At 64.9% G+C, this 20,691-nt stretch carries 19 protein-coding genes; 15 read left to right on the forward strand and 4 right to left on the reverse strand.

Going from position 1 to position 20,691, the window contains the following annotated elements; translation table 11 throughout:
* Window positions 1–68 precede the first annotated feature (68 nt).
* The 7 genes from IB272_RS22065 to IB272_RS22095 all read left to right on the forward strand — a co-directional run bounded on the left by IB272_RS22065 (window position 69) and on the right by IB272_RS22095 (window position 8,125).
* Window positions 69–1,094 (forward strand): ABC transporter substrate-binding protein, encoded by a 1,026-nt coding sequence (locus IB272_RS22065; RefSeq protein ID WP_192445053.1) that lies wholly within the window; start codon window positions 69–71, stop codon window positions 1,092–1,094.
* A gap of 164 nt (window positions 1,095–1,258) precedes the next feature.
* Window positions 1,259–2,752 (forward strand): sugar ABC transporter ATP-binding protein, encoded by a 1,494-nt coding sequence (locus IB272_RS22070; RefSeq protein WP_192445055.1) that lies wholly within the window; start codon window positions 1,259–1,261, stop codon window positions 2,750–2,752.
* Complete coding sequence (locus IB272_RS22075) at window positions 2,752–3,744, forward strand: ABC transporter permease (RefSeq protein WP_034805955.1); 993 nt, start codon at window positions 2,752–2,754, stop codon at window positions 3,742–3,744. The genes IB272_RS22070 and IB272_RS22075 overlap by 1 nt, the downstream gene beginning before the upstream one ends.
* Window positions 3,741–4,697 (forward strand): ABC transporter permease, encoded by a 957-nt coding sequence (locus IB272_RS22080; RefSeq protein WP_034805661.1) that lies wholly within the window; start codon window positions 3,741–3,743, stop codon window positions 4,695–4,697. The genes IB272_RS22075 and IB272_RS22080 overlap by 4 nt, the downstream gene beginning before the upstream one ends.
* Complete coding sequence (locus IB272_RS22085) at window positions 4,694–5,713, forward strand: LacI family DNA-binding transcriptional regulator (protein ID WP_034805663.1); 1,020 nt, start codon at window positions 4,694–4,696, stop codon at window positions 5,711–5,713. The genes IB272_RS22080 and IB272_RS22085 overlap by 4 nt, the downstream gene beginning before the upstream one ends.
* A gap of 81 nt (window positions 5,714–5,794) precedes the next feature.
* Window positions 5,795–7,039, forward strand: coding sequence for a Gfo/Idh/MocA family oxidoreductase (locus IB272_RS22090; RefSeq protein ID WP_034805665.1), 1,245 nt, complete (start codon window positions 5,795–5,797; stop codon window positions 7,037–7,039).
* Between the two features lie 249 nt (window positions 7,040–7,288).
* Complete coding sequence (locus IB272_RS22095) at window positions 7,289–8,125, forward strand: universal stress protein (RefSeq protein ID WP_034805667.1); 837 nt, start codon at window positions 7,289–7,291, stop codon at window positions 8,123–8,125.
* 46 nt (window positions 8,126–8,171) lie between these two features.
* Here IB272_RS22095 and IB272_RS22100 read toward each other — a convergent pair whose 3' ends face one another.
* The gene (locus IB272_RS22100) at window positions 8,172–8,621 is read right to left on the reverse strand and encodes a pyridoxamine 5'-phosphate oxidase family protein (RefSeq protein WP_034805669.1); all 450 of its coding nucleotides are present in this window, start codon (window positions 8,619–8,621) and stop codon (window positions 8,172–8,174) included.
* A gap of 228 nt (window positions 8,622–8,849) precedes the next feature.
* On the opposite strand from IB272_RS22100, the gene IB272_RS22105 reads away from it, so the two are divergent.
* The 3 genes from IB272_RS22105 to IB272_RS22115 all read left to right on the forward strand — a co-directional run bounded on the left by IB272_RS22105 (window position 8,850) and on the right by IB272_RS22115 (window position 12,518).
* The gene (locus IB272_RS22105) at window positions 8,850–10,328 is read left to right on the forward strand and encodes an SLC13 family permease (RefSeq protein WP_234798788.1); all 1,479 of its coding nucleotides are present in this window, start codon (window positions 8,850–8,852) and stop codon (window positions 10,326–10,328) included.
* A gap of 172 nt (window positions 10,329–10,500) precedes the next feature.
* Window positions 10,501–11,673: a glycerate kinase gene (locus IB272_RS22110; RefSeq protein ID WP_034805670.1), complete on the forward strand. Its 1,173-nt coding sequence runs from the start codon at window positions 10,501–10,503 to the stop codon at window positions 11,671–11,673.
* A gap of 137 nt (window positions 11,674–11,810) precedes the next feature.
* Entirely contained in the window at window positions 11,811–12,518 is a 708-nt protein-coding gene (locus IB272_RS22115; protein WP_034805671.1) for a class I SAM-dependent methyltransferase, read from the forward strand.
* Between the two features lie 24 nt (window positions 12,519–12,542).
* Here IB272_RS22115 and IB272_RS22120 read toward each other — a convergent pair whose 3' ends face one another.
* On the reverse strand, window positions 12,543–13,925 hold the full coding sequence (locus tag IB272_RS22120) for a S8 family serine peptidase (protein WP_226020775.1): 1,383 nt from the start codon (window positions 13,923–13,925) through the stop codon (window positions 12,543–12,545).
* Window positions 13,926–14,082: 157 nt separating this feature from the next.
* On the opposite strand from IB272_RS22120, the gene IB272_RS22125 reads away from it, so the two are divergent.
* Together IB272_RS22125 and IB272_RS22130 are read left to right on the forward strand one after the other, a co-directional pair.
* Window positions 14,083–14,625: an RNA polymerase sigma factor gene (locus tag IB272_RS22125; protein ID WP_034805673.1), complete on the forward strand. Its 543-nt coding sequence runs from the start codon at window positions 14,083–14,085 to the stop codon at window positions 14,623–14,625.
* Window positions 14,622–15,434: an anti-sigma factor gene (locus tag IB272_RS22130; protein ID WP_192445057.1), complete on the forward strand. Its 813-nt coding sequence runs from the start codon at window positions 14,622–14,624 to the stop codon at window positions 15,432–15,434. The genes IB272_RS22125 and IB272_RS22130 overlap by 4 nt, the downstream gene beginning before the upstream one ends.
* A gap of 52 nt (window positions 15,435–15,486) precedes the next feature.
* Here IB272_RS22130 and IB272_RS22135 read toward each other — a convergent pair whose 3' ends face one another.
* Window positions 15,487–15,969 (reverse strand): Lrp/AsnC family transcriptional regulator, encoded by a 483-nt coding sequence (locus IB272_RS22135; protein ID WP_034805679.1) that lies wholly within the window; start codon window positions 15,967–15,969, stop codon window positions 15,487–15,489.
* 156 nt (window positions 15,970–16,125) lie between these two features.
* Between IB272_RS22135 and IB272_RS22140 the strand changes: the two genes are divergently transcribed.
* From IB272_RS22140 to IB272_RS22150, 3 genes are read left to right on the forward strand one after another with little or no spacing between them, the layout of a single operon-like run.
* On the forward strand, window positions 16,126–17,331 hold the full coding sequence (locus IB272_RS22140; RefSeq protein WP_060644651.1) for a diaminopropionate ammonia-lyase: 1,206 nt from the start codon (window positions 16,126–16,128) through the stop codon (window positions 17,329–17,331).
* A 2-nt stretch (window positions 17,332–17,333) separates the two neighbouring features.
* On the forward strand, window positions 17,334–18,509 hold the full coding sequence (locus IB272_RS22145; protein WP_060530423.1) for a M20 aminoacylase family protein: 1,176 nt from the start codon (window positions 17,334–17,336) through the stop codon (window positions 18,507–18,509).
* A 29-nt stretch (window positions 18,510–18,538) separates the two neighbouring features.
* Window positions 18,539–19,777, forward strand: a complete 1,239-nt coding sequence (locus IB272_RS22150; RefSeq protein ID WP_060530424.1) for a Zn-dependent hydrolase — start codon at window positions 18,539–18,541, stop codon at window positions 19,775–19,777.
* Between the two features lie 172 nt (window positions 19,778–19,949).
* Here the strand turns inward: IB272_RS22150 and IB272_RS35400 are convergent, their stop codons facing one another.
* Window positions 19,950–20,483 carry a hypothetical protein gene (locus IB272_RS35400; RefSeq protein ID WP_162731772.1) on the reverse strand — a complete coding sequence of 178 codons (534 nt, stop codon included), beginning with the start codon at window positions 20,481–20,483 and terminating at the stop codon, window positions 19,950–19,952.
* Between the last annotated feature and the right edge of the window lie 208 nt (window positions 20,484–20,691).

The following is a 20,691-nucleotide window of genomic DNA, read 5'->3' on the forward strand; positions in this document are numbered from 1 at the left end:
CGAAAATGCCCATTGAAATCGATTACATTTTCTGGCTTCATGGTTTTCGCAAGATTTGGGAGGATCTGATGAAGAAATTTATCGCCGCAGCGCTAGGCGCTGTCGCAACCATTGCCATTTCCGCTTCTTTCGCCAATGCCGAGACCTTCAAGATCGGCCTGTCCAACGGCTGGGTCGGCAGCGAATGGCGCACGCAGATGATCGACGAGGCCAAGGAGGCCGCGGCGAAGTGGAAGGAGAAGGGCGTCGACGTCGAAGTCTCCGTCCAGAGTGCCAATGTCGACGTACCCGGGCAGATCGCGCATGTGCGCAACTTCATCGCCGAAGGCGTTAACGCCATCATCATCAACCCCAACAGCCCGACGGCCTTCGATCCGATCTTCGCCCAGGCGAAGGAAGCCGGCATCCTGGTGATCGCGACGGACGCTGAGGTTTCCTCGCCGGATGCGACCTATGTCGGCATCGACCAGACGGCCTGGGGCGCCGCCGGCGCCAAGTGGCTGGCTGACACGCTCGGCGGCAAGGGCAAGGTGGTCGCCATCAACGGCGTCGCCGGCCATCCGGCCAACGAAATGCGCGTTGCCGGCTACAAGAGCGTCTTCAAGGATTATCCAGATCTGCAGGTGGTCAACGAGGTCAACGCCAACTGGGATCAGGCCCAGGGCCAGCAAGCGATGCAGAACATTCTTGCGACCTATCCTGATATCAACGGCGTCGTCGTGCAGGACGGCATGGCGGCTGGCGCCTGGAAGTCGATCATGGATGCGGGCAAGACCAGCCAGATCGCCGCAACCGGCGAAATCCGCAAGGATTTCATCGATCTCTGGGTCAAGGACAAGCTGAATTCCGGCGCGACCGTCAACCCGCCGGGCGTCATGGCAAGCGCGCTCAACGTCGCGGTGCTGATGCTGCAGGGCAAGGAACTGAAGGAGCCGGCGACGGCTGGCCAGTACAAGAACGCCATGTATCTGCCGATCCCGTTCATCGACAGCAAGAACCTCGGCGACGCCGCCAAGCAGCTCGACGGCAAGCCGGGCTACTACTCCTACACCAACGCGCTTTCGATCGAAGACGCCACGGCGTTGTTCAAGTAAGTTCGGGTTTCGCCGGGCGACTCTTGTCTTGAGCCGCCCGGCGACCGATGCCGCCGATGGCCACCGACCAAGGCCGATCGGGCGTGAAAGATTGCTGCAGTGGAGCCGGTGCCGAGCGCGAGCATCCCTGAAGATGCGGCAAGCAACCAAATGGACGACAGCCGATGTCGAAACTGAGACTGAACGGCGTGAGCAAGGCTTACGGCGCAACGCTGGCGCTACGCCGCGGCGACCTTGAGATCGCTGCCGGCGAAGTGCATGTGCTGATGGGCTCCAACGGCTCCGGCAAGAGCACGCTGTGCAAGATCATCGCCGGCAGCGTGCGGCCGGATGGCGGCCAGATCCTGATCAACGACAAGCGCGTGACGATCTCCGGGCCGCAAGCCGCACGCGCCGCCGGCATCGGCATTTTCTACCAGGAACTCAGCCTCGCCAGCCACCGGTCGGTCGAGGAAAACATCTGCCTTTCCGCCCTGCCGGTGAAGGCCGGCCTCTTCATCGACCGGGCGGCAATGAAGGCGCGCGCGGCGCGCTACATCGCCTTGTTCTCGGAGGTCTCCGGCGAAGGTTTCCACGCGGAGGCCCTGGTCGGCAATCTCCGGGCGGACCAGCGGCAACTGGTGGAGATCATGAAGGCGCTCGCCAGCGAAGCGCCGATCCTGATCTTCGACGAGCCGACCTCCGCACTTGACCGCGCCCAGGTCGATCGCTTCTTCGAGATCCTGCGCGATCTCAAAGGCCAGGGTCGCGGCATCATCTTCATCTCGCACCGCATGGACGAAATCACCGCGATCGGCGATCGCGTGACGATCATCCGCGACGGCGAGACCATCGAGACGTTGAAACTCTCCGAGACCGACCCGGCAACGGTCATCCGGCTGATGGTCGGCGGCGCCAGCGACATGCCGGCTGCAAGGTCATCGGCACCAGCGGTGGTGGAAACTGGCGCGCAGACGGCGATCTCCGTACGTAGCCTCTCGGGCAAGGGCTTTCGCGATGTCAGCTTCGAGGTGGCAAAGGGCGAGATCCTCGGGCTCGGCGGGCGGCAATCGGCGCTGCTGCGGGCCATCTTCGGCGCAAGCACCGTTTCATCCGGCGAGGTGACGATCGGCGGCGAACGCTATGATGCCAAAAGCCCGCGCGACGCCATTCGCCGTGGCTGCGCCTATGTCTCCGGCGACCGCGGTCGCGACGGCGTCATCAGCGGCCGTCCGATCATAGAGAACGTCACGCCGATCCATTATCTTCGCGACCGGCTGATGCTCGCGCGGCCCTCGAGCCTCAAAAACAAGGCGATGCCGGCGCTCGAAGCGATGCACACCAAGTTTGCGAGCCTCTTCCATCCGATCAATTCGCTTTCCGGCGGCAACCAGCAGAAAGTGATCATCGCCCGATGGCTGATCGATCGGCCCGACGTGCTGCTGCTCGACGACCCAACCAAGGGCATCGACCTCCAGGCCAAGGCCGATCTCTTTGCGCTCATTCGCCAGCTTGCGGCCGAAGGCCTCGGCATCCTGCTCTATTCGTCCGAGGACGCCGAGCTGCTCGGCAACGCCAACCGTATCCTCGTCTTCAACGGCGGCTCGGTGACACGCGAGCTGATCGGTGACGATCGCACCCGCTACAATCTCTACCAGGCTGCATACGAGGCCGCATGATGACATCGACCGCGACAGACATTTCCTCTCCAAGGAGCGGTGGGCTGCGCTCCTGGCTCGAGCGCTACCCCTTCCTGCCGGCACTGGTCATCCTCATCGTGCTGCTGGCGCTGAACGGCCTCTTTTCGCCCAACAGCCTGAGCTACCGCTCGCTGACGGGTCTGCTCAGCACCTATATGGCGCTGATCATGCTGGCGATCGCGCAGACCTATGTCGTCTCCGCCGGCGATATCGATCTTTCCGCCGGCGCGACGCTGTCGCTGGTCAATGTCGCGATCGTCGTCCTGATGGAGCGCTGGGGCGGCGGCGCCGGTGCCGTGCTGCTCGCACTTGCGCTCGGCGTCCTCATCGGACTTGCCTGCGGGCTGGTCAACGGACTGGTCGTCGCAGCACTTCGGCTGCAGGCGATCGTCGCCACCTTTGCGACCAGCATCTTCTTCACCGGGCTGGCGCTCTATGTCATGCCCGTTGCCGGTACGCCGGCGCCGGCACTGTTCTGGCGCACCTATGGCGGCCGCCTCTTGGGCCTGCCCTTCGTCTTCTACGTGCTCGCGGCGCTGGCTGTCCTGCTTTACTTCCTGTCGCGCACGCGCATCGTCACCGAACTGCTGGCCGTCGGTGACGACCAGCAGGCCGCCTATCAGACCGGGCTTCCGGTCGTCGCCGTCCGCATCAAGGGCTACCTTCTGTGCGGGCTGTTCTCGGCGCTTGCCGCTTTCTGCCTCACGGGTGATACAGCGAGCGGCGATCCGCTGGTCGGCGGCAAGATGACGCTCTACAGCGTCGCCGCCGTCGTGCTTGGCGGCAGTGCGCTTGCCGGCGGCTGGACGACGGTGGTCGGCTCTCTGCTCGGCGCCCTGACGATCGGCCTCGTCAATTCCCTGGTCTTCTTCATGGGCACGCCGTCGGAATGGCAGAACTTCGTCCAGGGCCTCGCCATTCTGATCGTCTTGATGGCCGGCGTGCTCGCCGGTCGGAGGGCACGCGCATGAGCTCGGTTACGTCGTTCTTCAAACAGCCGCTGGTCGTGGCGCTCATCCTCATCGTCGCGCTGCTCTATCTTGGCCAAAGCCTGTCGCCGGGGTTTGCCTCGGCCGATCAGATCCTCCGGCTCTTGATCGTCGCCTCGCTGCTCGGCATCGTCGCCGCCGGCCAGAACGTCGTCATTCTCGGCGGCCGCGAGGGCATCGACCTCTCCGTCGGCGGCGTCGTGTCGCTCTCGGCGATCATCGCCGGCAATGTCATGAACGGTGCCGATGGCGGCATCCTGCCGGCGGTGCTCGCCTGCCTGGCGGCCGGCGCCTTCTTCGGCCTTTTGAACGGCCTCGGCGTCACGCTTCTGCGCATCCCGCCGCTGGTGATGACACTCGGCATGCTGGGCGTGCTGCAGGGCCTGCTGGTGGTCATCCGCCAGGGCATTCCCTCGGGTCGCGCCGCGCCCGGCCTCTCCGCCTTCGTGACCCAGCCGCTGGCGCTCGGCATTCCCGGCATCATCTGGCTCTGGATCGTGATCGGCCTGTTCATGGCCTTCATGCTGAACCGCACCGTCTTCGGTCATCGGATCTACGCGATCGGCTCCAACGAGCACGCGGCCTATATGGCCGGCGTGCCGGTTCGGCTCATGCGCATCGGTCTCTTCATGATCTCGGGCATGTTCGCCGCGATCGCCGGGCTCTGCCTGCTCGGTTATTCCGGATCGTCTTTCGCCAATGTCGGCGAGCAATACATGCTGTCGTCGATCATCGCGGTCGTCTTTGGCGGCACGTCGCTTGCCGGTGGCAAGGGCGGTTACACCGGGACCATGGCCGGCGCGCTGCTGCTTGTCATCCTCCAGGGCATCCTGACGACGGTGAACATCGACGAGTCCGGCCGTCAGATGGTGTTCGGCGCGACGCTGCTGCTGCTCATGCTGTTCTACGGCCGCGGGAGGGCGATGCGCGCATGAGCGAGCGGCCGAAGATCAAGGATATCGCAGAACGCGCCGGTGTCTCGGTTGCGACCGTTTCGCGGGCACTGAGCGGCTCGTCGCTGGTGACGGACGAGACACGCCAGCGCATCAACGCGCTGGCGCGCGAGCTCAACTACCGCCCGAATGTCAGCGCCCGCAACTTGCGAACGCGCCGGTCGATGTCGGTACTGCTTGTCGTGCGCGACGTCGGCAACCCCTTCTACCTCGAGATCCTGAAGGGCGTGGAGGCGACGGCGCGCGAGGCCGGTTACGCCGTCCTCATGGGCAACACCGAGAACGACCCGGACCGCGAGGTCGAGTATTTCAACATGCTGCGCGACGGCCATGCCGACGGCATGATCCTGATGACCGGCAAGCTGCCGCCGCCTGAGCCGGGCGAAAGCGCCGATCTCTCGCATCTGCCTGTCGTTATCGCGCTCGAAATGATCGAGGGGTCCGGCTTCCCGCATGTGCAAATCGACAACGTCGCCGCCGCTGAGGCTGCGGTCGACCATCTGATCGCGCTCGGCCATCGCCGCATCGCCCATATCGCTGGTCCCCTGCCGGAGGTCATGGCGCTCCACCGCCGCGACGGCTACCGGGCCGCCATGAAAGCGGCCGGCCTTGCGGTCCCCGAGGGGTACGAGGTGCGCGGCGACTACCTGCTCGAAAGCGGCGAGGCCTGCGCCTCGGACCTTTTCGCCCTGCCGGAGCCGCCGACCGCGATTTTCGCCGCCAACGACGAGATGGCCTACGGCGCAATCCATGCGCTACGGCGGCTTGGCCGCGAGGTGCCCGGCGACGTCTCGGTCGTCGGCTTCGACGATCTCTATCTCAGCAAGGCCTTCTATCCGCCGCTGACGACCGTCAGCCAGCCGCGCGCCGACATCGGTCGCACGGCGATGTCGCAGCTTCTCAACGTCCTCTCGGATGGTGACGTCGCCGCAGAGCCGGCCATCGTCCTGCCGACCACGCTCAACATCCGTGGCAGCACCGCGCCGCCACGTAAATAGCCGGAGGTGGGACGAGGAAAGCCGCGTGCGGTTTTCCGCCCGCACCCCGCCGTTACCAAAATCGATCAATGGGAGAAGAGAATGACACAGCTACCGAAGCAGACGCTGCGCGTGGGTTTCGTCGGATCGGGCTTCATCGCCCATTTCCATCTGAAATCGATGATCGGCGTGCGTAATGTCGAGGTCACCGGCGTCTTCAGCCGCAAGGCCGAGAACCGCGAGAAATTTGCAAATGAGGTCGAGGCGCTTGGTCTCGGCAGCTGCCGCACGCATGAAAGCCTGGAAGCGCTGCTGACCGCCGATGACGTCGACGCGGTCTGGATCCTTTCGCCCAACTACACCCGCATCGACGTCATGCGTTCGCTGCACAAGGCCGTCAAAGACGGCCGCAGCAAGGTCTTCGCCGTTGCCTGCGAAAAGCCGCTTGCCCGCACGGTTGCCGAAGCCCGCGAGATGCTGTCGCTGGCCGAGGATGCCGGCCTCAACCACGGTTATCTGGAAAACCAGGTTTTCTGCACGCCGGTGCTGCGTGGCAAGGAAATCATCTGGCGGCGCGCGGCGACGACCACCGGGCGCCCCTATCTGGCGCGCGCGGCCGAGGAACATTCCGGCCCGCACGAACCCTGGTTCTGGCAGGGCGACAAGCAGGGCGGCGGCGTGCTTTCGGACATGATGTGCCACAGCGTCGAGGTCGCGCGCTACCTGCTGACGGCGCCCGGTGCGCCGCGCAATTCGCTGAAGATCAAGGCGGTAAACGGCACCGTCGCCAACCTCAAATGGACGCGTCCCCACTATGCCGAACAACTGCGCAATCGCTTCGGCAACGAGGTCGATTATCGCAACCGGCCGTCCGAGGATTTTGCCCGCGCCACGGTGACGCTCGAAGACCAGGACGGCAACGAGCTGATGATCGAGGCGACCACCTCCTGGGCCTATGTCGGCGCCGGCTTGCGCATCCAGCTCGAATTGCTCGGACCGGAATATGCGCTCGAATACAATTCGCTCTCTACCGGCCTGAAGATCTTCATGTCGCGCGAGGTCAAGGGCTCGGAGGGCGAGGATCTCGTCGAAAAGCAGAATGCCGAGCAGGGCCTGATGCCGGTGCTCGAGGACGAGGCCGGCGTCTACGGCTATACCGACGAAAACCGCCACATGGTCGAGTGCTTCCGCAAGGGCGAAAAGCCGCTCGAAACCTTCGAGGACGGCCTTGCTGTCGTCGAGATGCTGATGGGGCTTTACCGGTCGGCAGAAATCAACGCGACGCTCAACTTCCCGGCGCCGGAGCTCGAACATTACGTGCCGGTCGTCGCGCGCCGGGGTGCCTGACGACTGAAGTTCAGGCCCGCGCGGTCGAGGCCGTGAGGCCGAGTTTGCGGAGCAATTGGGCGGCGGAGGCAATGACCGTCTTCGCCGGCCCGCCCGCAACGAGGGCGGTCGGCGTAGACGCCTGCGCGTAGAGCCCCCCATAATTATACGCTTTCCTCCATGATCCCGGTTGACGGGGATCAATGTCGCCGGGTGCGCATTTGCCTAGGCTGACTCAGTTCTTAAGTCCGGTCGCGAGGAGGAAACGCGATGACATACAAGACAATTCTCGCCGTGGTCGGCGTCGATCATTCCGCAGACGATCTGCGTGCCGCGGCACAGGTCTGCGCTTCGGCAAACGCTCACCTCTCCCTGTTGATCGTCAAGCTCGCCGCTTCTCCGCCGATCGGCGATTTTGCCGCCGCCATCTCGATTGACTGGCTGAACGAACGTCAGCGCGAGGTCGACAAGCTCGAATCCTGCGTGGCAAGCGCAACCGACGTTCTCACCCGGGAAGGCATCTCGTTCAGCGTCGAAACGAAATACACCGAGGCTGCCTGGGCCGATGACGAGATCGGCGAGCGCGCACGCTATGCCGACCTGACGCTCGTGGGCGACGGCCTGATGCTGGACCCGGAGCTACGGTCGCGCACCATCGACGGGACGCTGTTCAACTCCGCGCGACCGGTCCTCGTCCTCCCCAAGGGCAAGCCCGCGCGGCTTGATCCGAGGACGGTGGTGCTTGCCTGGAACTCCCGGCTGGAAGCGGCCCGTGCGGTACGCGAAGCGCTCGACCTGCTGAAGGGCGCCAAGATCGTCCACGTGACGATGGTCGACCCGCGTTCCGCCTACGGCAAGAACGGCGAGGAACCCGGTGCCGATATCGCCGGCTACCTTGCCCGGCATGGCGTTTCGGTTTCCGTCGAGCGGCTGCCGAGCGGCGGGCATCGGGTCGATGACGTGATCAATCGCTTCGCTTCCGACGTGGCCGCCGATCTGATCGTCATGGGCGCCTATGGCCACTCCAGAATGCGTGAACGCGTCTTCGGCGGCGTCACCCGCTCGATGCTCGAAAACGCAGTGGTACCCGTGCTGATGGCCCATTGACAGGCACGGCCGAGCGCGCAGCCATCTGACTGCGCGCCGACGGTCATCAACCCACAGTGGCTGCCCGCCCGGTCACCTCATCGATCTCGATTTCGAAGAAGAGATGCGGCGAGGCGCCGGTAATTGCCTGATCGCCGGGCTTCAGACCGCCCGGTTCCCACCAGTTCACGCGCTGTTCGAGAAGCGACCAGGCGTTCATGCGCTCGCGATGCCATTGTTTCGTATCCGGCAGTTCCTGATAGCGGCCGTAGATGACGACGCTTCGCCAGTCCTTCCGGTCCGTTGCCGTGTCCATTTGAATGCAGACGCGGGGAGTGGCCCGCATCCAGTCGATCTTCTGCCCGGGCATCGAAAAGCCGTAGAGCCTGTTGGCGGCAAAAGCATATTGGATGGGCACGACATAGGGCTGGCCATCCCGGACGCACCCGAGGCGGGCGATGTGGTTCTCGGCGACGAGGTCGATGCATTCCTGCCGCGACATTTCCCTGATCAACATGAAACTCTCCTTTTGAAAGAGGTCATCTGGCACCAGTCTCTGCCTGTCAGGAGAACAGGCATTGATCTCGCTCAATTCGGGCTTTCGGGCCTCCAGCGCCGAAAATTGTCGGGCACGAGCGGAATAAACCGCCCGACACCCCGTTTGCCCTCCCACGAAATCAGCCCGGTGGCTTTCGTGCGGCGCGGTTGCCGCGCGAGCCTGGGCCAGCAAAAAGGGAGCGTAGCTATGACCATCAGCCCGGTGATCGCTTCGGAAAAAGACCTCGTCACCCTGAACGCGGCGGTAGCCGAACGCATTGACGGCCATATGCCGGTGAGTCAGGTGCGCCTGCTCGTCGGCGCAATGCTCGTCGCCTTTGCCGCCGTCCTGATCTTTCTCGCGGCCGACGGCCTGGTGCTGCCGATGCGCCTTTCGCTGATGGTGTTTGCGACGACGCTGATCTGCTGGACGATCTTCGACCTGCCGGAAACGCCGGTGGCGCTTGCCGGGGCGGCGGCTTTGGCCGTGACCGGCGCCGTCGGCGAAGAGGCGGTTTATGCCGCGCTTGGCAACGACATCGTCTGGCTGATGATGGCGGCATCGGTGATCGCGGCGGTGCTGCAGGCATCTGGTCTCGTTGAGCGGCTCGCCTTCCGGCTGCTTGCCCGTTTCCGCGATGTCAGCCGGCTGTTCTGGGTGGTGACGCTGACGATCTTCGTGACTGCCTTCGTCATCCCCTCGACCTCGGCGCGGGCGGCGATCTTCATGCCGGTCTTCCTGGGGCTTGCCTCGACCATCGGCCGCCCTGGCGTCACCCGCGCGCTGGCCCTCCTGTTCCCGTCGGTGATCCTGCTTTCGGCGGCCGCCTCGCTGACCGGCGCTGGCGCCCATCTCGTTGCCGTCGATTTCATTCGCCGCAGCGGCGGTGAGGCGCCGGGTTTTCTCGGCTGGGCCTTGCTTGCCGCGCCCTTCGCGCTGCTGACGAGCCTCCTTGCCTGCGGCCTGATCCTGCGCTTCTTCCTCGACGATGCCGACCGGAACTCGCGCTTCGACCTGCCGGCCGCGCCTACGGAGAAACCTCCGTTTTCGGCGCGCGACAAGGCAATCCTTGCCGTGACCGCTGCGATCGTCGCAGCACTCGCGACCTCGGACCTGCACGGCATCGCGCTGCCGGTGGTGGCACTCGTCGGCGCTCTTGTCCTTGCGTCGGAAAAGATCTCCGGCATGCCGTTTCGCAAGGCGCTGAAGGGTGTCGAGTGGAACCTGCTTCTGTTTCTTGCCGGCACGCTCGTCATCGGCGAAGCGCTGCTGTCGACCGGCACGGCGACGGAACTTGCCGATCGCCTGATCGGTGCCTTCGGCCAGATCGGCAAGCCGCCGGCGTGGCTGGTCGTGCTTCTCGCCATTGCGGTCGCGACCTTTGCCCATATCGTCCTTGCCTCGCGAACGGCTCGCGCGACAGTGCTCATTCCGGCCGTTGCGCTGCCACTGGCGGGCTTCGGGGTCAGCCCCGCCAGCCTCATCATGGTCACAGCCATAGGTAGTGGCTTTTGCCAGACGCTGATGGTTTCGGCGAAGCCCGTAGCGCTGTTCGGAGGTATGGAACCACCCGCTTTCAGCCCTTCCGATCTCCTGCGCTTGGCCTTGATGCTGGCGCTCCCGTTCATCGCGTTGCTTGCCCTGTTCGCGCTTGTGATCTGGCCTGCAGTCGGGTTGGAAACATGACGATAAGCATCTGATATAATGTCATTTTAAGAGCCGAAGCGTCTGTCGCTTCGGCTCTTTTCTTTTTCTTTTCGTAAAAGAAAGAATTCTGCATTTCGGCCGGAATAAACGTGGCGAGCTGCCGTTTCTCCCCTGCATCCGCATTGTCACAAAAGTGCAAGGAGATTGTCACATGTCACTTACCATTCTGGTTGCACCGTCCGGTTTCAAGGAAAGCCTGTCGGCGGAAGAAGCTGCCAACTGCATCGAGAAGGGCGTGCTGCGCGCCTGCCCGAGCGCCGAGGTCCTCAAGGTGCCCATGGTCGACGGCGGTGAAGGCTTCACCAAGGCGCTCGTCGCTATCACCGGCGGCAGCCTGCACGAACTGACCGTGACCGGCCCGCTCGGCGAACCCGTCGCCTCGCATTTCGGTTTCCTCGGCGGGCAGTCCGAACGCACGGCCGTCATCGAAATGGCCGCGGCCGCCGGTTTGCGACTGGTCCCGCGCGATCGGCGCAACCCCTGCCTCACCACCAGCTACGGCGTCGGTGAGCTGATCCGGGCGGCCCTCGACGCCGGCGCCCGCCGTATCCTGCTTGGCTGCGGCGACAGCGGCATCAACGATGGCGGCGCCGGCATGGCCGCAGCCTTGGGCGTGAAGCTGCTCGACCGGAAGGGCAAACCGCTTGCGCCCGGCGGTGCGGCACTGGCGTCGCTGGCGCGCATCGACATTTCGGGCCGCGATCCGCGCCTCGCCGAGGTTCGCATCGACGCGGCCGTCAACTGGCACAATGTGCTGCTCGGCGCACGCGGCGTTGCCCGTGTCTTCGGGCCGCAGAAGGGCGCAACGCCGGAGCAGGTGGAACTGCTCGCGGCTGCGATGGAGACCTATGCCGCAGCCATCGAGACGGCAACCGGTATCGCGGTCGGCGACGTAGCGGGAGCGGGCGCGTCCGGTGGTCTCGGGGCGGCGGTCATGGGGCTGCTCGGCGGCGCGCTGCATCCGCGCTACGACATCGTGATGCGCTATCTCGATCTCGACAGCATGATCGCCAGGGCCGATCTGGTGATCACCGCCGAAGGCAGCCTCGACGGGCAGACGCCGTTCGGCAAGGTGCCGGCCGAGGTCGGGCACAGGGCGAAGGAGGCGGGCCGCCCCGTGATCGCTCTCGCCGGTACGATTGGCAAGGGCGTGACCCTCAATTTCGAGCACGGCATCGACGCTTTCGCCTCGATCCTGAAGGCGCCCTGCACCCTCGACGATGCCATCAACGCCGCGCCGAAACTGCTCGTTCGTGCGGCTGAAGATGCCGTGCGCATGGTGCGCGTCGGAATGCTGCTCAACGAACGCGGACTGGCTGCCTGACAAAACGGCCACACTCTGGCGGGACGGCGGCGCTGCCGTCTCCCGCCGGAGCCGCGCGGCGGCTACGTCATGCAATCGCCAAGGTTGTCCTCGCAGTCTTCGTAAACGCAGGACGGATCACGAGGACCAAACGCAAAATGTCAAATGGATGGGAGGAGTCGGCGGCTGCCTGGATTTCCGGGCTGGGCGCCGAGGGGGATTTTGCGCGGCGCTTCGTCCTCGATGCGCCCATGCTCGAAAGGGCGCGGCAAAGCGGGGCAAGGGCTGTCCTCGATGTCGGGTGCGGCGAGGGGCGGTTCTGCCGGCTGCTTACGGCGGAGGGGCTGAGCACCGTCGGCATCGATCCCGCCGGGTCGCTCGTTAGTCAGGCGAGGCGTCTGCATCCCGATGGTGACTATCGCATCGCACAGGCCGAAGGACTGCCTTTCGCGGAGAAGACTTTCGATCTGGTCGTTGCCTATCTCAGCCTCATCGACATCGCCGATCTGGATGCGGCGGTTGGCGAGATGAACCGGGTTCTCCGCCCGGGCGGTCATCTGCTGATCGCGAACCTGACCAGCTTTTACAGCGCCAGCAACCCGACCGGCTGGCGCGATGGCGGCGATGGCAAGCGCAGTTTCATGATCGACCACTACATGGATGAACGGTCCGATTGGATCGGCTGGGGCGATCTTCGGGTCATGAACTGGCACCGGCCGCTCAGCACCTACATGTCGCTGTTGCTGGGAGCGGGCCTGCAGTTGCGCTATTTCGACGAACCATTGCCGCGTGGCGGCGAACCGGAACAAAGGGACCTCTTTAGAAGGGTCCCCTCGTTCCTGGTCATGGATTGGCAAAAGCCGTAGTTCAGTGCTGCCCGCTCGACGCTGCTACGAGCGGCAGAGCTCGCGGGCATTGAGAACGCCCCAGCCGAACACGGGATCCTTGCCCGGCGCGCCGAGGTCCTGCGCCGTCTCCGTGACGAGTTTTGCAACTTCCTGGGCCGACAGCGACGGATGCGAGGCCCTGAGAATGGCGGAGGCAGCCGTGACGAAGGGGGCGGCAAAGGATGTGCCGGTCTTGGGCGCTGCCCCCTCGATCGAGGCTGCCGTCCAGACACTCGTGCCGAGTGCTGCGACATCGATATGGTCGCCGCGCCCGGCGCGGCGATAGGGCTTGAAGTTGCGGTCGACCGCGGTGACCGCGATCATCGCCGGATAGGCGGCGGGATAGACGGGTTTAGCCCGCGGGCCGTCATTGCCTGCCGCCGCCACCTGGATGATGTTTCGCTCGGCTACGAGCGCGACGGTCTTTTCGAGCAGCAGATTGTGTGGCCCGGAGAGGCTCATGTTGATGACCGCGACCTTGCGCGAGGCCAGGAGATCGATGGCGCGTACCAGATCGTAGGTCTCGGCGATATCGCTCTCGCCGCCCTTACGCTGGAAGGCGTCGACGGCGATCAGGTGGGCATTGCCGAGCAGGCCCGGCGCGCGACTGTCCTTCCGCCCGGCAATGAGAGCTGCGACTGCGGTTCCGTGCTGGCGGCCGGATTCCGGTGCCTCTTCCTCCGCCAGCCTGACGATGTCGAGCCTGACGTCTTTCAGTGAGGGATGGGCGGGGTTGATCGCCGTGTCGATCAGCCCGATCGGACCGGCAGCCGGGCACGCGGCGCCGGCGTCGGGCCAGCCGATGGCGGTGCGAACGAGCGCGCAACCGCCGTCGGCACAGGGAGCCGGTGAGGCGGTGCCTTCGTTCGGCTCGAAATAGTGGTTGAGATCGGCGATTGCTCCGGGCGTCGCATCCGCGACCTGCCGGCGGGCATCCTCGAGCGTCATGCCGCGGGGGGCGCCGAGCTTGACGATCTCTGTCGTCGAAAGCCCGAGCGGCTCTCGTGCACGCACTGTGAAGCCGCTTTCCGCAAGGCGCTGGATAGCGGCATCGTTGAGACCGAGCGCGATGATTTCACCGGGAACATGCGTTGCCCGGCGCGCTGCCGGACGCTGGCGCACGACGCGGCGCTCCGACGTCCCGCGGAAGAGATCGAGCAGATTGCCGCCTCCCCGCCAGGTGTTGCTTGAGTCGCGATCGCCTGAGCCGCGGGACGAACCGCCACCGCCACCATCGTCATCGTCGTCGTCCGCCTGGGCCTGACTGATTGAGGCAAAGCGAACGGTTGAATTGCCATCGTTACTACCGCCAAAGGAGAGATCCCCAGCACCGGTTGCCAGGCCGCACAACGACAGGACGGTCAGTCGAAACAGGCGTTTTTTCAAGGTTTTCTCCTTGTGTAGCGGCATCCGAAAACGAAAGCTTACCGTGAACGGACGGACCATAAGTGGTGACTTTCGGGTGTAGTTCCCATAACGCTCAACGGATGAATGGACAAATTATTCCACCGGTGACGAAGGGTAGCGCCAAAAGGAACGCCCGATGACGGATCCGACCATCGTCTTCGGCGAGCGCCTGGTCGCGTTTCTGCCGAACCTGCGCCGCTTTGCCATTTCGCTTTGCCGGTCGCGCGACGTGGCCGACGATCTGGTGCAGGCGGCCTGCGAAAAGGCGCTAGCCGGTTCGGACCGCTTCGAGGAAGGCACGCGCTTTGACGCCTGGATGTTCCGCATCCTGCGCAACCTCTGGATCGACCAGCTGCGCCGGCAGAAGACCGCCGGCCCGACGGAGGAGATCGAGGCGCAGGCCGAACTCGCCGTTCCTTCGGGCGAGGCCGGGAGCGAGGCGCGCATGGCGCTGAAGAGCGTGGCGGCTGCGATCGACGGCCTGGTGCTCGAACAGCGCGAGGTACTGATCCTCACCTGCGTCGAGGAGCTTTCCTACAAGGAGGCAGCCGAAGTTCTCGGCATTCCGATCGGAACCGTCATGAGCAGGCTCGCCCGGGCGCGTAAAAATCTTGCGGAGGCAACGGGAATAGAACCGCCGGTCGCGCGTTCACAGGACATGAGAGGCGGGACAAGATGAGCGACACGGAATTCAGCGATGAGATCTTGATGGCGTTCGCCGACGGCGAACTCGACGAGGCGACAATGCGCCGTGTCGAGGCGGCGCTGGAAACGGACGACGAATTGATGGCGCGCGTGGCGATGTTCATGGAAACGCGCGCCGCCGCAAGCGAGGCGCTGAAGCCGGTGCTCGACGAGCCGGTGCCGGACGAACTGGTCGCTAAGGTGCGGGCCATGGCGGCGGCCGCGGGCGACGCAGCGCGCGCGGCGGACGCACCGGCTGCAGCCGGCGATAATGTCGTGGCCTTCCGGCGCCCTGCGGATCAGCCGGCGTCGCCGAACGGTAGCCCCTCGCGGTTTCTGATGGCGCTGGCAGCGTCGCTGCTGGTGGTCGTCGGCGGCGCTGGCGGCTACCTGCTTCGCGGCGGTGGGCTGGCGGATCCAGGCGGGGTGCCGGGCGCGATGCAGGTGGCCGGCACTGTCGGCCCGGCGCTCTCCGCCATCCTTGACAAGGCGGCTTCGGGAGACGAAGTCGCCGTTGGAGAAGGGCAGGGGACGGTCCGGCTGGTATCGGCCTTCGAGCTCGGCTCGGGGCAGCTCTGCCGCGAATACGAACTCGCCCAGCCCGGTGAGCCCGGTCTGGTGTCGGTCGCCTGCCGCAAGGCGTCGACCTGGCAGACGCGGCTCGCCGTCGCCAAGCCGGAAGGCGGAGACGGCTACGCGCCGGCCTCGTCACTTGAGACCGTCGATGCCTTCCTGACCTCGATCGGCGCCGGGCAGCCGCTCGATGCGGACGCCGAGAAGAAGGCGCTCTCCGGCAGGAAATAGACCGTGAATTCCAACGTCCGTCGGGCAATCGCTGCGCGCTTCCGGCTTTATCCTAGAGCGGAACCGAAAGCCCGACCTTCACCGGGTCCATCGTCACGAAGGTGCGGAAGCGCTTGATGTTCGCATTGCCGAAGAACATGCGCCGGGTGAAGGCCTCGTAGTCGGCCATGGTCGGCACGATGACGACGAGCATGAAGTCGACGTCACCGGTGACATAGTAGCATTGCTGCACCTCGGGTGCCGCCGTGAATGCCGCCTTGGCCGCATCGAGCAGGGCGATCTGCTCGCTTTCGACCTCCACCTCCACCAGGATCGTCAGCGCCTGATTGACGCTGACCGGATCGATCAGCGCGACATTGGCGCGGATGACGCCGGTTTCTTCCATGCGCTTGATCCGCCGCTGGACGGCGGGCGCCGACAGATTGACCGCCTCGCCGATCTGGCGCTGCGGCGTCGTATTGTCCTTCTGCAGGATGGCGAGAATCGCAAGATCGAAGCGATCCAGTTCGACCTGTGGCTTTTTCGACGGTGCCATCCAGTGCCTTTCGGTTCCTGCTCTCCGGGCCCTGAAGGTGGAACCCCACGCCACGGCACCCCATCAATTTTTACAAACTTGCATTCTCGACGGCCATTTAGAGCGCATTTCTCGGCAACGATGAAATAGATTTTCGTGGTCTACGGAGATTGCACCATGTTTCTCGCCAATTCCCATGCCGATTTCGGCCACTCGCTACTGCCCGCGGATGCCGACATGCTGTCGCTTGCCGCCGCCGCCCGTGTCGAGCAGCAGCTTGCGCGCCGCCCCGACCATCGGCCGACGCCGCTTCATGCCTTGCCCGCATTGGCGGACGAACTCGGTATTGCGGGCGTCTTCGTCAAGGACGAAGGCCATCGCCTGGGTCTCGGCAGTTTCAAGGCGCTTGGCGGTTCCTATGCGGTGATCCGGCTGGTGGTCGAGGAGGCGGAACGGCGTCTCGGTCGCAGCATCGATCTCGACGATCTCGACCGGCCAGAGGTTCGGGCAATTGCCGCCGCCCAGACCTTCGGCTGCGCCACCGATGGCAATCACGGCCGCTCGGTTGCCATGGGCGCCCGGCTTGTCGGCGCGAAAGCGGTGATCTTCGTGCACGGAGGCGTCAGCGAAACGCGCATCGAGGCGATCGCGGCCTATGGCGCGGAGATCGTCCGCGTTGCCGGGACCTACGACGATTCCGTCCGGGAGGCCGCGCGGGTCTGTGACGAAAATGGCTGGACCGTCGTCTCGGACACCACCTGGCCGGGCTACGAATACATTCCCGGCCTGGTGATGCAGGGCTACACGGCGCTGCTGAGCGAGGCGCTGCGGCAGATGGAAGAGCCTCCGACGCATGTGTTCGTGCAGGCGGGCGTTGGCGGCATTGCGGCGGCGACCGCGGGGCATCTGGCGCTACGTTATGGCGCGGAGCGTCCACGTTTCGTCGTCGTCGATCCGGCGCGCGCCGCCTGCCTCTACGAAAGCGCCAGAGCCGGACATCCGGTCAAGGTGGCGCATGGCGAGCCGACGATCATGGCGATGCTCGAATGCTACGAGCCGTCGCTTGTCGCCTGGCGTATCCTGTCCCGCGTCGCCGATGCCTTCATGACCGTCGACGAGGAGGATGCCGTTTCGGTGATGAACCGGCTTGCGCGGCCGACAGGCTCTGACCCGGCGATCGTGTCCGGCGAAAGCGGCGGCGTCGGCCTGGCCGGGCTGCTTTCGGTTGCCCGCGATCCAGCGCTGCGGGAAACGCTCGGACTGACCGCGCAGTCGCGCGTCTTCGTCATCAATACCGAGGGTGCGACGGACCCAGAGCGTTATGCTGCCTTGGTCGGCCTGTCGCCCGAGACCGTCGCCAACACATCGAACGAAAGAGGATGACCATGGCGGGAATGGATTTTGACCGGCTTGTGAAGGACATGACCGCCTGGCGCCGCGACCTGCACGCGCACCCGGAATTCGGTTTCGAGGAACAACGCACCTCATCCTTCGTTGCGGCAAAGCTCAGGGAATTCGGGCTCGACGAGGTGGTGGAAGGTGTCGGTGGTACCGGCGTCGTCGGTCGGCTGAAACGCGGCAGCGGCAACCGCGCCATAGCGCTTCGGGCCGACATGGATGCGCTGCGGATACCGGAACAGGGAGAGCTTCCCTATCGCTCGACGAAGCCCGGCACCATGCATGCCTGCGGCCATGACGGTCACACGGCCATGCTGCTTGGCGCCGCCAAGATGCTCGCCGAAGACGGCGGCTTCGATGGTACCGCATGCTTTATCTTCCAGCCGGCCGAGGAGTGGGGCAAGGGCGCGCTGGCGATGCTCGACGACGGACTGATGGAACGTTTTCCCTTCGACGAAATCTACGGCCTGCACAACATGCCGGGGCTGCCGGTCGGCCGTTTCGAAACCCGCGTCGGCGCCATCATGTCGGCGGAGGACAATTTCGAGATCGTGCTCAAAGGCGTCGGCGGGCACGCGGCGCGGCCGCACTGGGGCAACGAGACGCTGGTCGCCGCCTGCGCCACCGTCGTCAATCTGCAGACGATCGTGTCGCGCCGCCTCTCGCCGACGGATATCGGTGTCGTTTCGGTCACCGAGCTTTTGACCGACGGCACGCGCAACGCGCTGCCCGGTCTCGCCCGCATCCTCGGCGATGCCCGCAGCTTCCGCCCGGAGGTCAGCGCCAAGATCGAAGCGGAGATGCGGGTGATCGCCAAGGGTACGGCGGATGCCTATGGCTGCGAGGTCGAGGTCAACTACACGCGCGAGTTCGTGCCACTGATCAATGACCCGGCCTTGACCGGCCACGCCTTTGCCGCAGCAGAAACGGTGTTCGGGACCGGGAATGTCGCAACGGCCGCCGAGCCGATGACCGGCTCGGAGGATTTCGCACGCTTCCTTGAGCACGTTCCGGGCTGCTTCGTCTTCATCGGCAATGGCGAGACATCGGCGCCGCTGCACAATCCGCGTTACGACTTCAACGACGACGCCCTGATCTTCGGCGCGCGTTATCACGCCGAGATTATCCGGCAGAGACTGGCGTTGGCTGATAGCCGGCCATGAACCAAAATCCGCATGAAAGCAGGAATAACATGTCATTTCCTTCCATCGACGCCGCGCGCCTCTTCGGGCGCATCCGCGAGCTTGGCGAAATCGGTCGCGATGCAGAAGGGCGACTGACCCGGCTGGCCGGCTCCGACAACGACAAGGCCGGCCGCAACCGCCTCGTCGCCTGGATCGAGGCGGCGGGCCTCGATGTGGCCGTGGATCAGATTGGTAACATCTTCGGCATCTGGCGCAGCGAGGAAAACAGCGGCGAAGCGCCGATCATGCTCGGCTCGCACATCGATACGGTCATCAATGCCGGCATCTATGACGGATGTTACGGCGTACTCGCCGCGCTCGAAGTAATCGAGACGCTGAAGGACCGTGGCGTGACGCCGGCCCGACCGATCGTCGTTGCCGCCTTTACCAATGAGGAGGGCGTGCGTTTTGCGCCCGACATGCTCGGCTCGCTCGTCTATGCCGGCGGCCTGCCGCTGGACGCAGCGCTCGCGACCATCGGCACGGATGGCTCGTCGCTGGGCGAGGAACTCGAGCGGATTGGCTATGCCGGCAACATCGAGCCGGGGTTCCTCAAGCCCCACGCCTATGTCGAGCTCCATATCGAGCAGGGGCCGGTGCTGCAGCGCGAGGGCTTTTCGATCGGTGCCGTCGAGAACCTGCAGGGCATTTCCTGGCAGCGCGTGACGATCGATGGCGTCGCCAACCATGCCGGCACCACGCCGATGGCAATGCGTTCCGACGCCGGTCTCGCGGCCGCGCGTGTCGGCCTCTTCCTGCGCGAGCATATTGCCCGGTCGAACGCGCCGAGTGTCGCGACCATTGGCACCATGCGTTTCGAGCCCGACGCGATCAACGTCATCCCATCGCGTGCCGCCTTCACCGTCGATCTGCGCGATCCGGACGAGGATCGGCTGCAGGCGCTCGAAGCGGCGCTTGCGGACTTTCTGGTGCGCATCGGCGCGGAAGAGGGGGTAACGATCTCGGTCGAGCGGCTGGCACGCTTCCAGCCCGTCGCCTTCGATCAGGGCATCGTCGCAGCGGTCGAGGCTTCGGCGAAGGCGCGAGGCCTCAAGAGCCGGCGCATGACTTCGGGCGCCGGTCATGACGCCCAGATGATCGCCCGCATCGCGCCGACGGCGATGATCTTCGTTCCGAGCCGCGACGGCATCAGCCATAATCCGCGCGAACACACGGAGCCGGATGATCTGGTCGCCGGCGCCAACGTGCTGCTCGATGTGGTCGAGCGGATGGTGAGTGGTCGCTAGAGGGCTATAGGGCTATAGGGACGTTGCGCGTTCGTTGATCGAACGGGATCGATAGCGCGCCTCCCGCTGCTCCGTCATGCCAGGGCTTGGCCCAAGCATCCAGGCGCAGACGCTTCTATGTCTGCGATAAACAGCACACGGCATCCTTCGGCGCGACGAAGCAGACATCTCTTCAGGGCTCTGTTCTGGTGTGACCCGCGCTTTTGCGGGATCCCGCATCGCTCTTCTGCCGGGTGGAAGACTCTGGCCCGCTCCCCTCGGGAGGCTCTTCCGGTGTCCGGCGAAAAAGATTGAGGAAACTGCTGCCGCCGTACCATACGCTGCCGGTTGGTCCGTAATCCCGCCCGTCGCGCGAAGAGGATGAGTGGCGCTCGCTGTCTCCGCCGCTCAGGCCGCTTCCGTCGATGACGCCGCCTCCACCGCCAGCCCCGGTCCCGCCGGGCTCGCCGCCCACGCCGCTACCATCGCCGGAGCCCCAATCGCCGCCACCCTCTGTGCCGTTGCTTCCGCCGCTCCCGACGTTTTCGCTACCTTGGTCGCTGCCGCCCGCGGCACCTTCACCATTCGTGCCGCCGGCATCGGCGTCGTCCGCATGGGCAGCGGAAATCCAGGAAAGGCCCCCGGCAAAGCCCCGGTCACCGTTGAGGCGCGGCAGATCTCCGCCGAATGCTGCAAGGGCTCCTATGGACAAGGCCGTCAGTCTCAACAGGCATGTCCTCAAGTCATTCTCCTTGTGCAAACGGCGTTCTTGCGTCGTCCTGCAGGACTTTTGCGCGGGTACAGTTCGGCTGCCCGCTGCGAATGAATTTCGCCGACAGCGACTTTTGCGTGCGCCTTGCATATCGTTCAATCGATGTGGGGACAAGCAATTGGGGGGACGGGCGACACGGAGCGCAAGGTGCGGGCCTCTGGCG

The sequence above is a fragment of the Ensifer sp. ENS08 genome, from assembly GCF_014852195.1.
GTDB classification, from domain to species: domain Bacteria; phylum Pseudomonadota; class Alphaproteobacteria; order Rhizobiales; family Rhizobiaceae; genus Ensifer; species Ensifer adhaerens.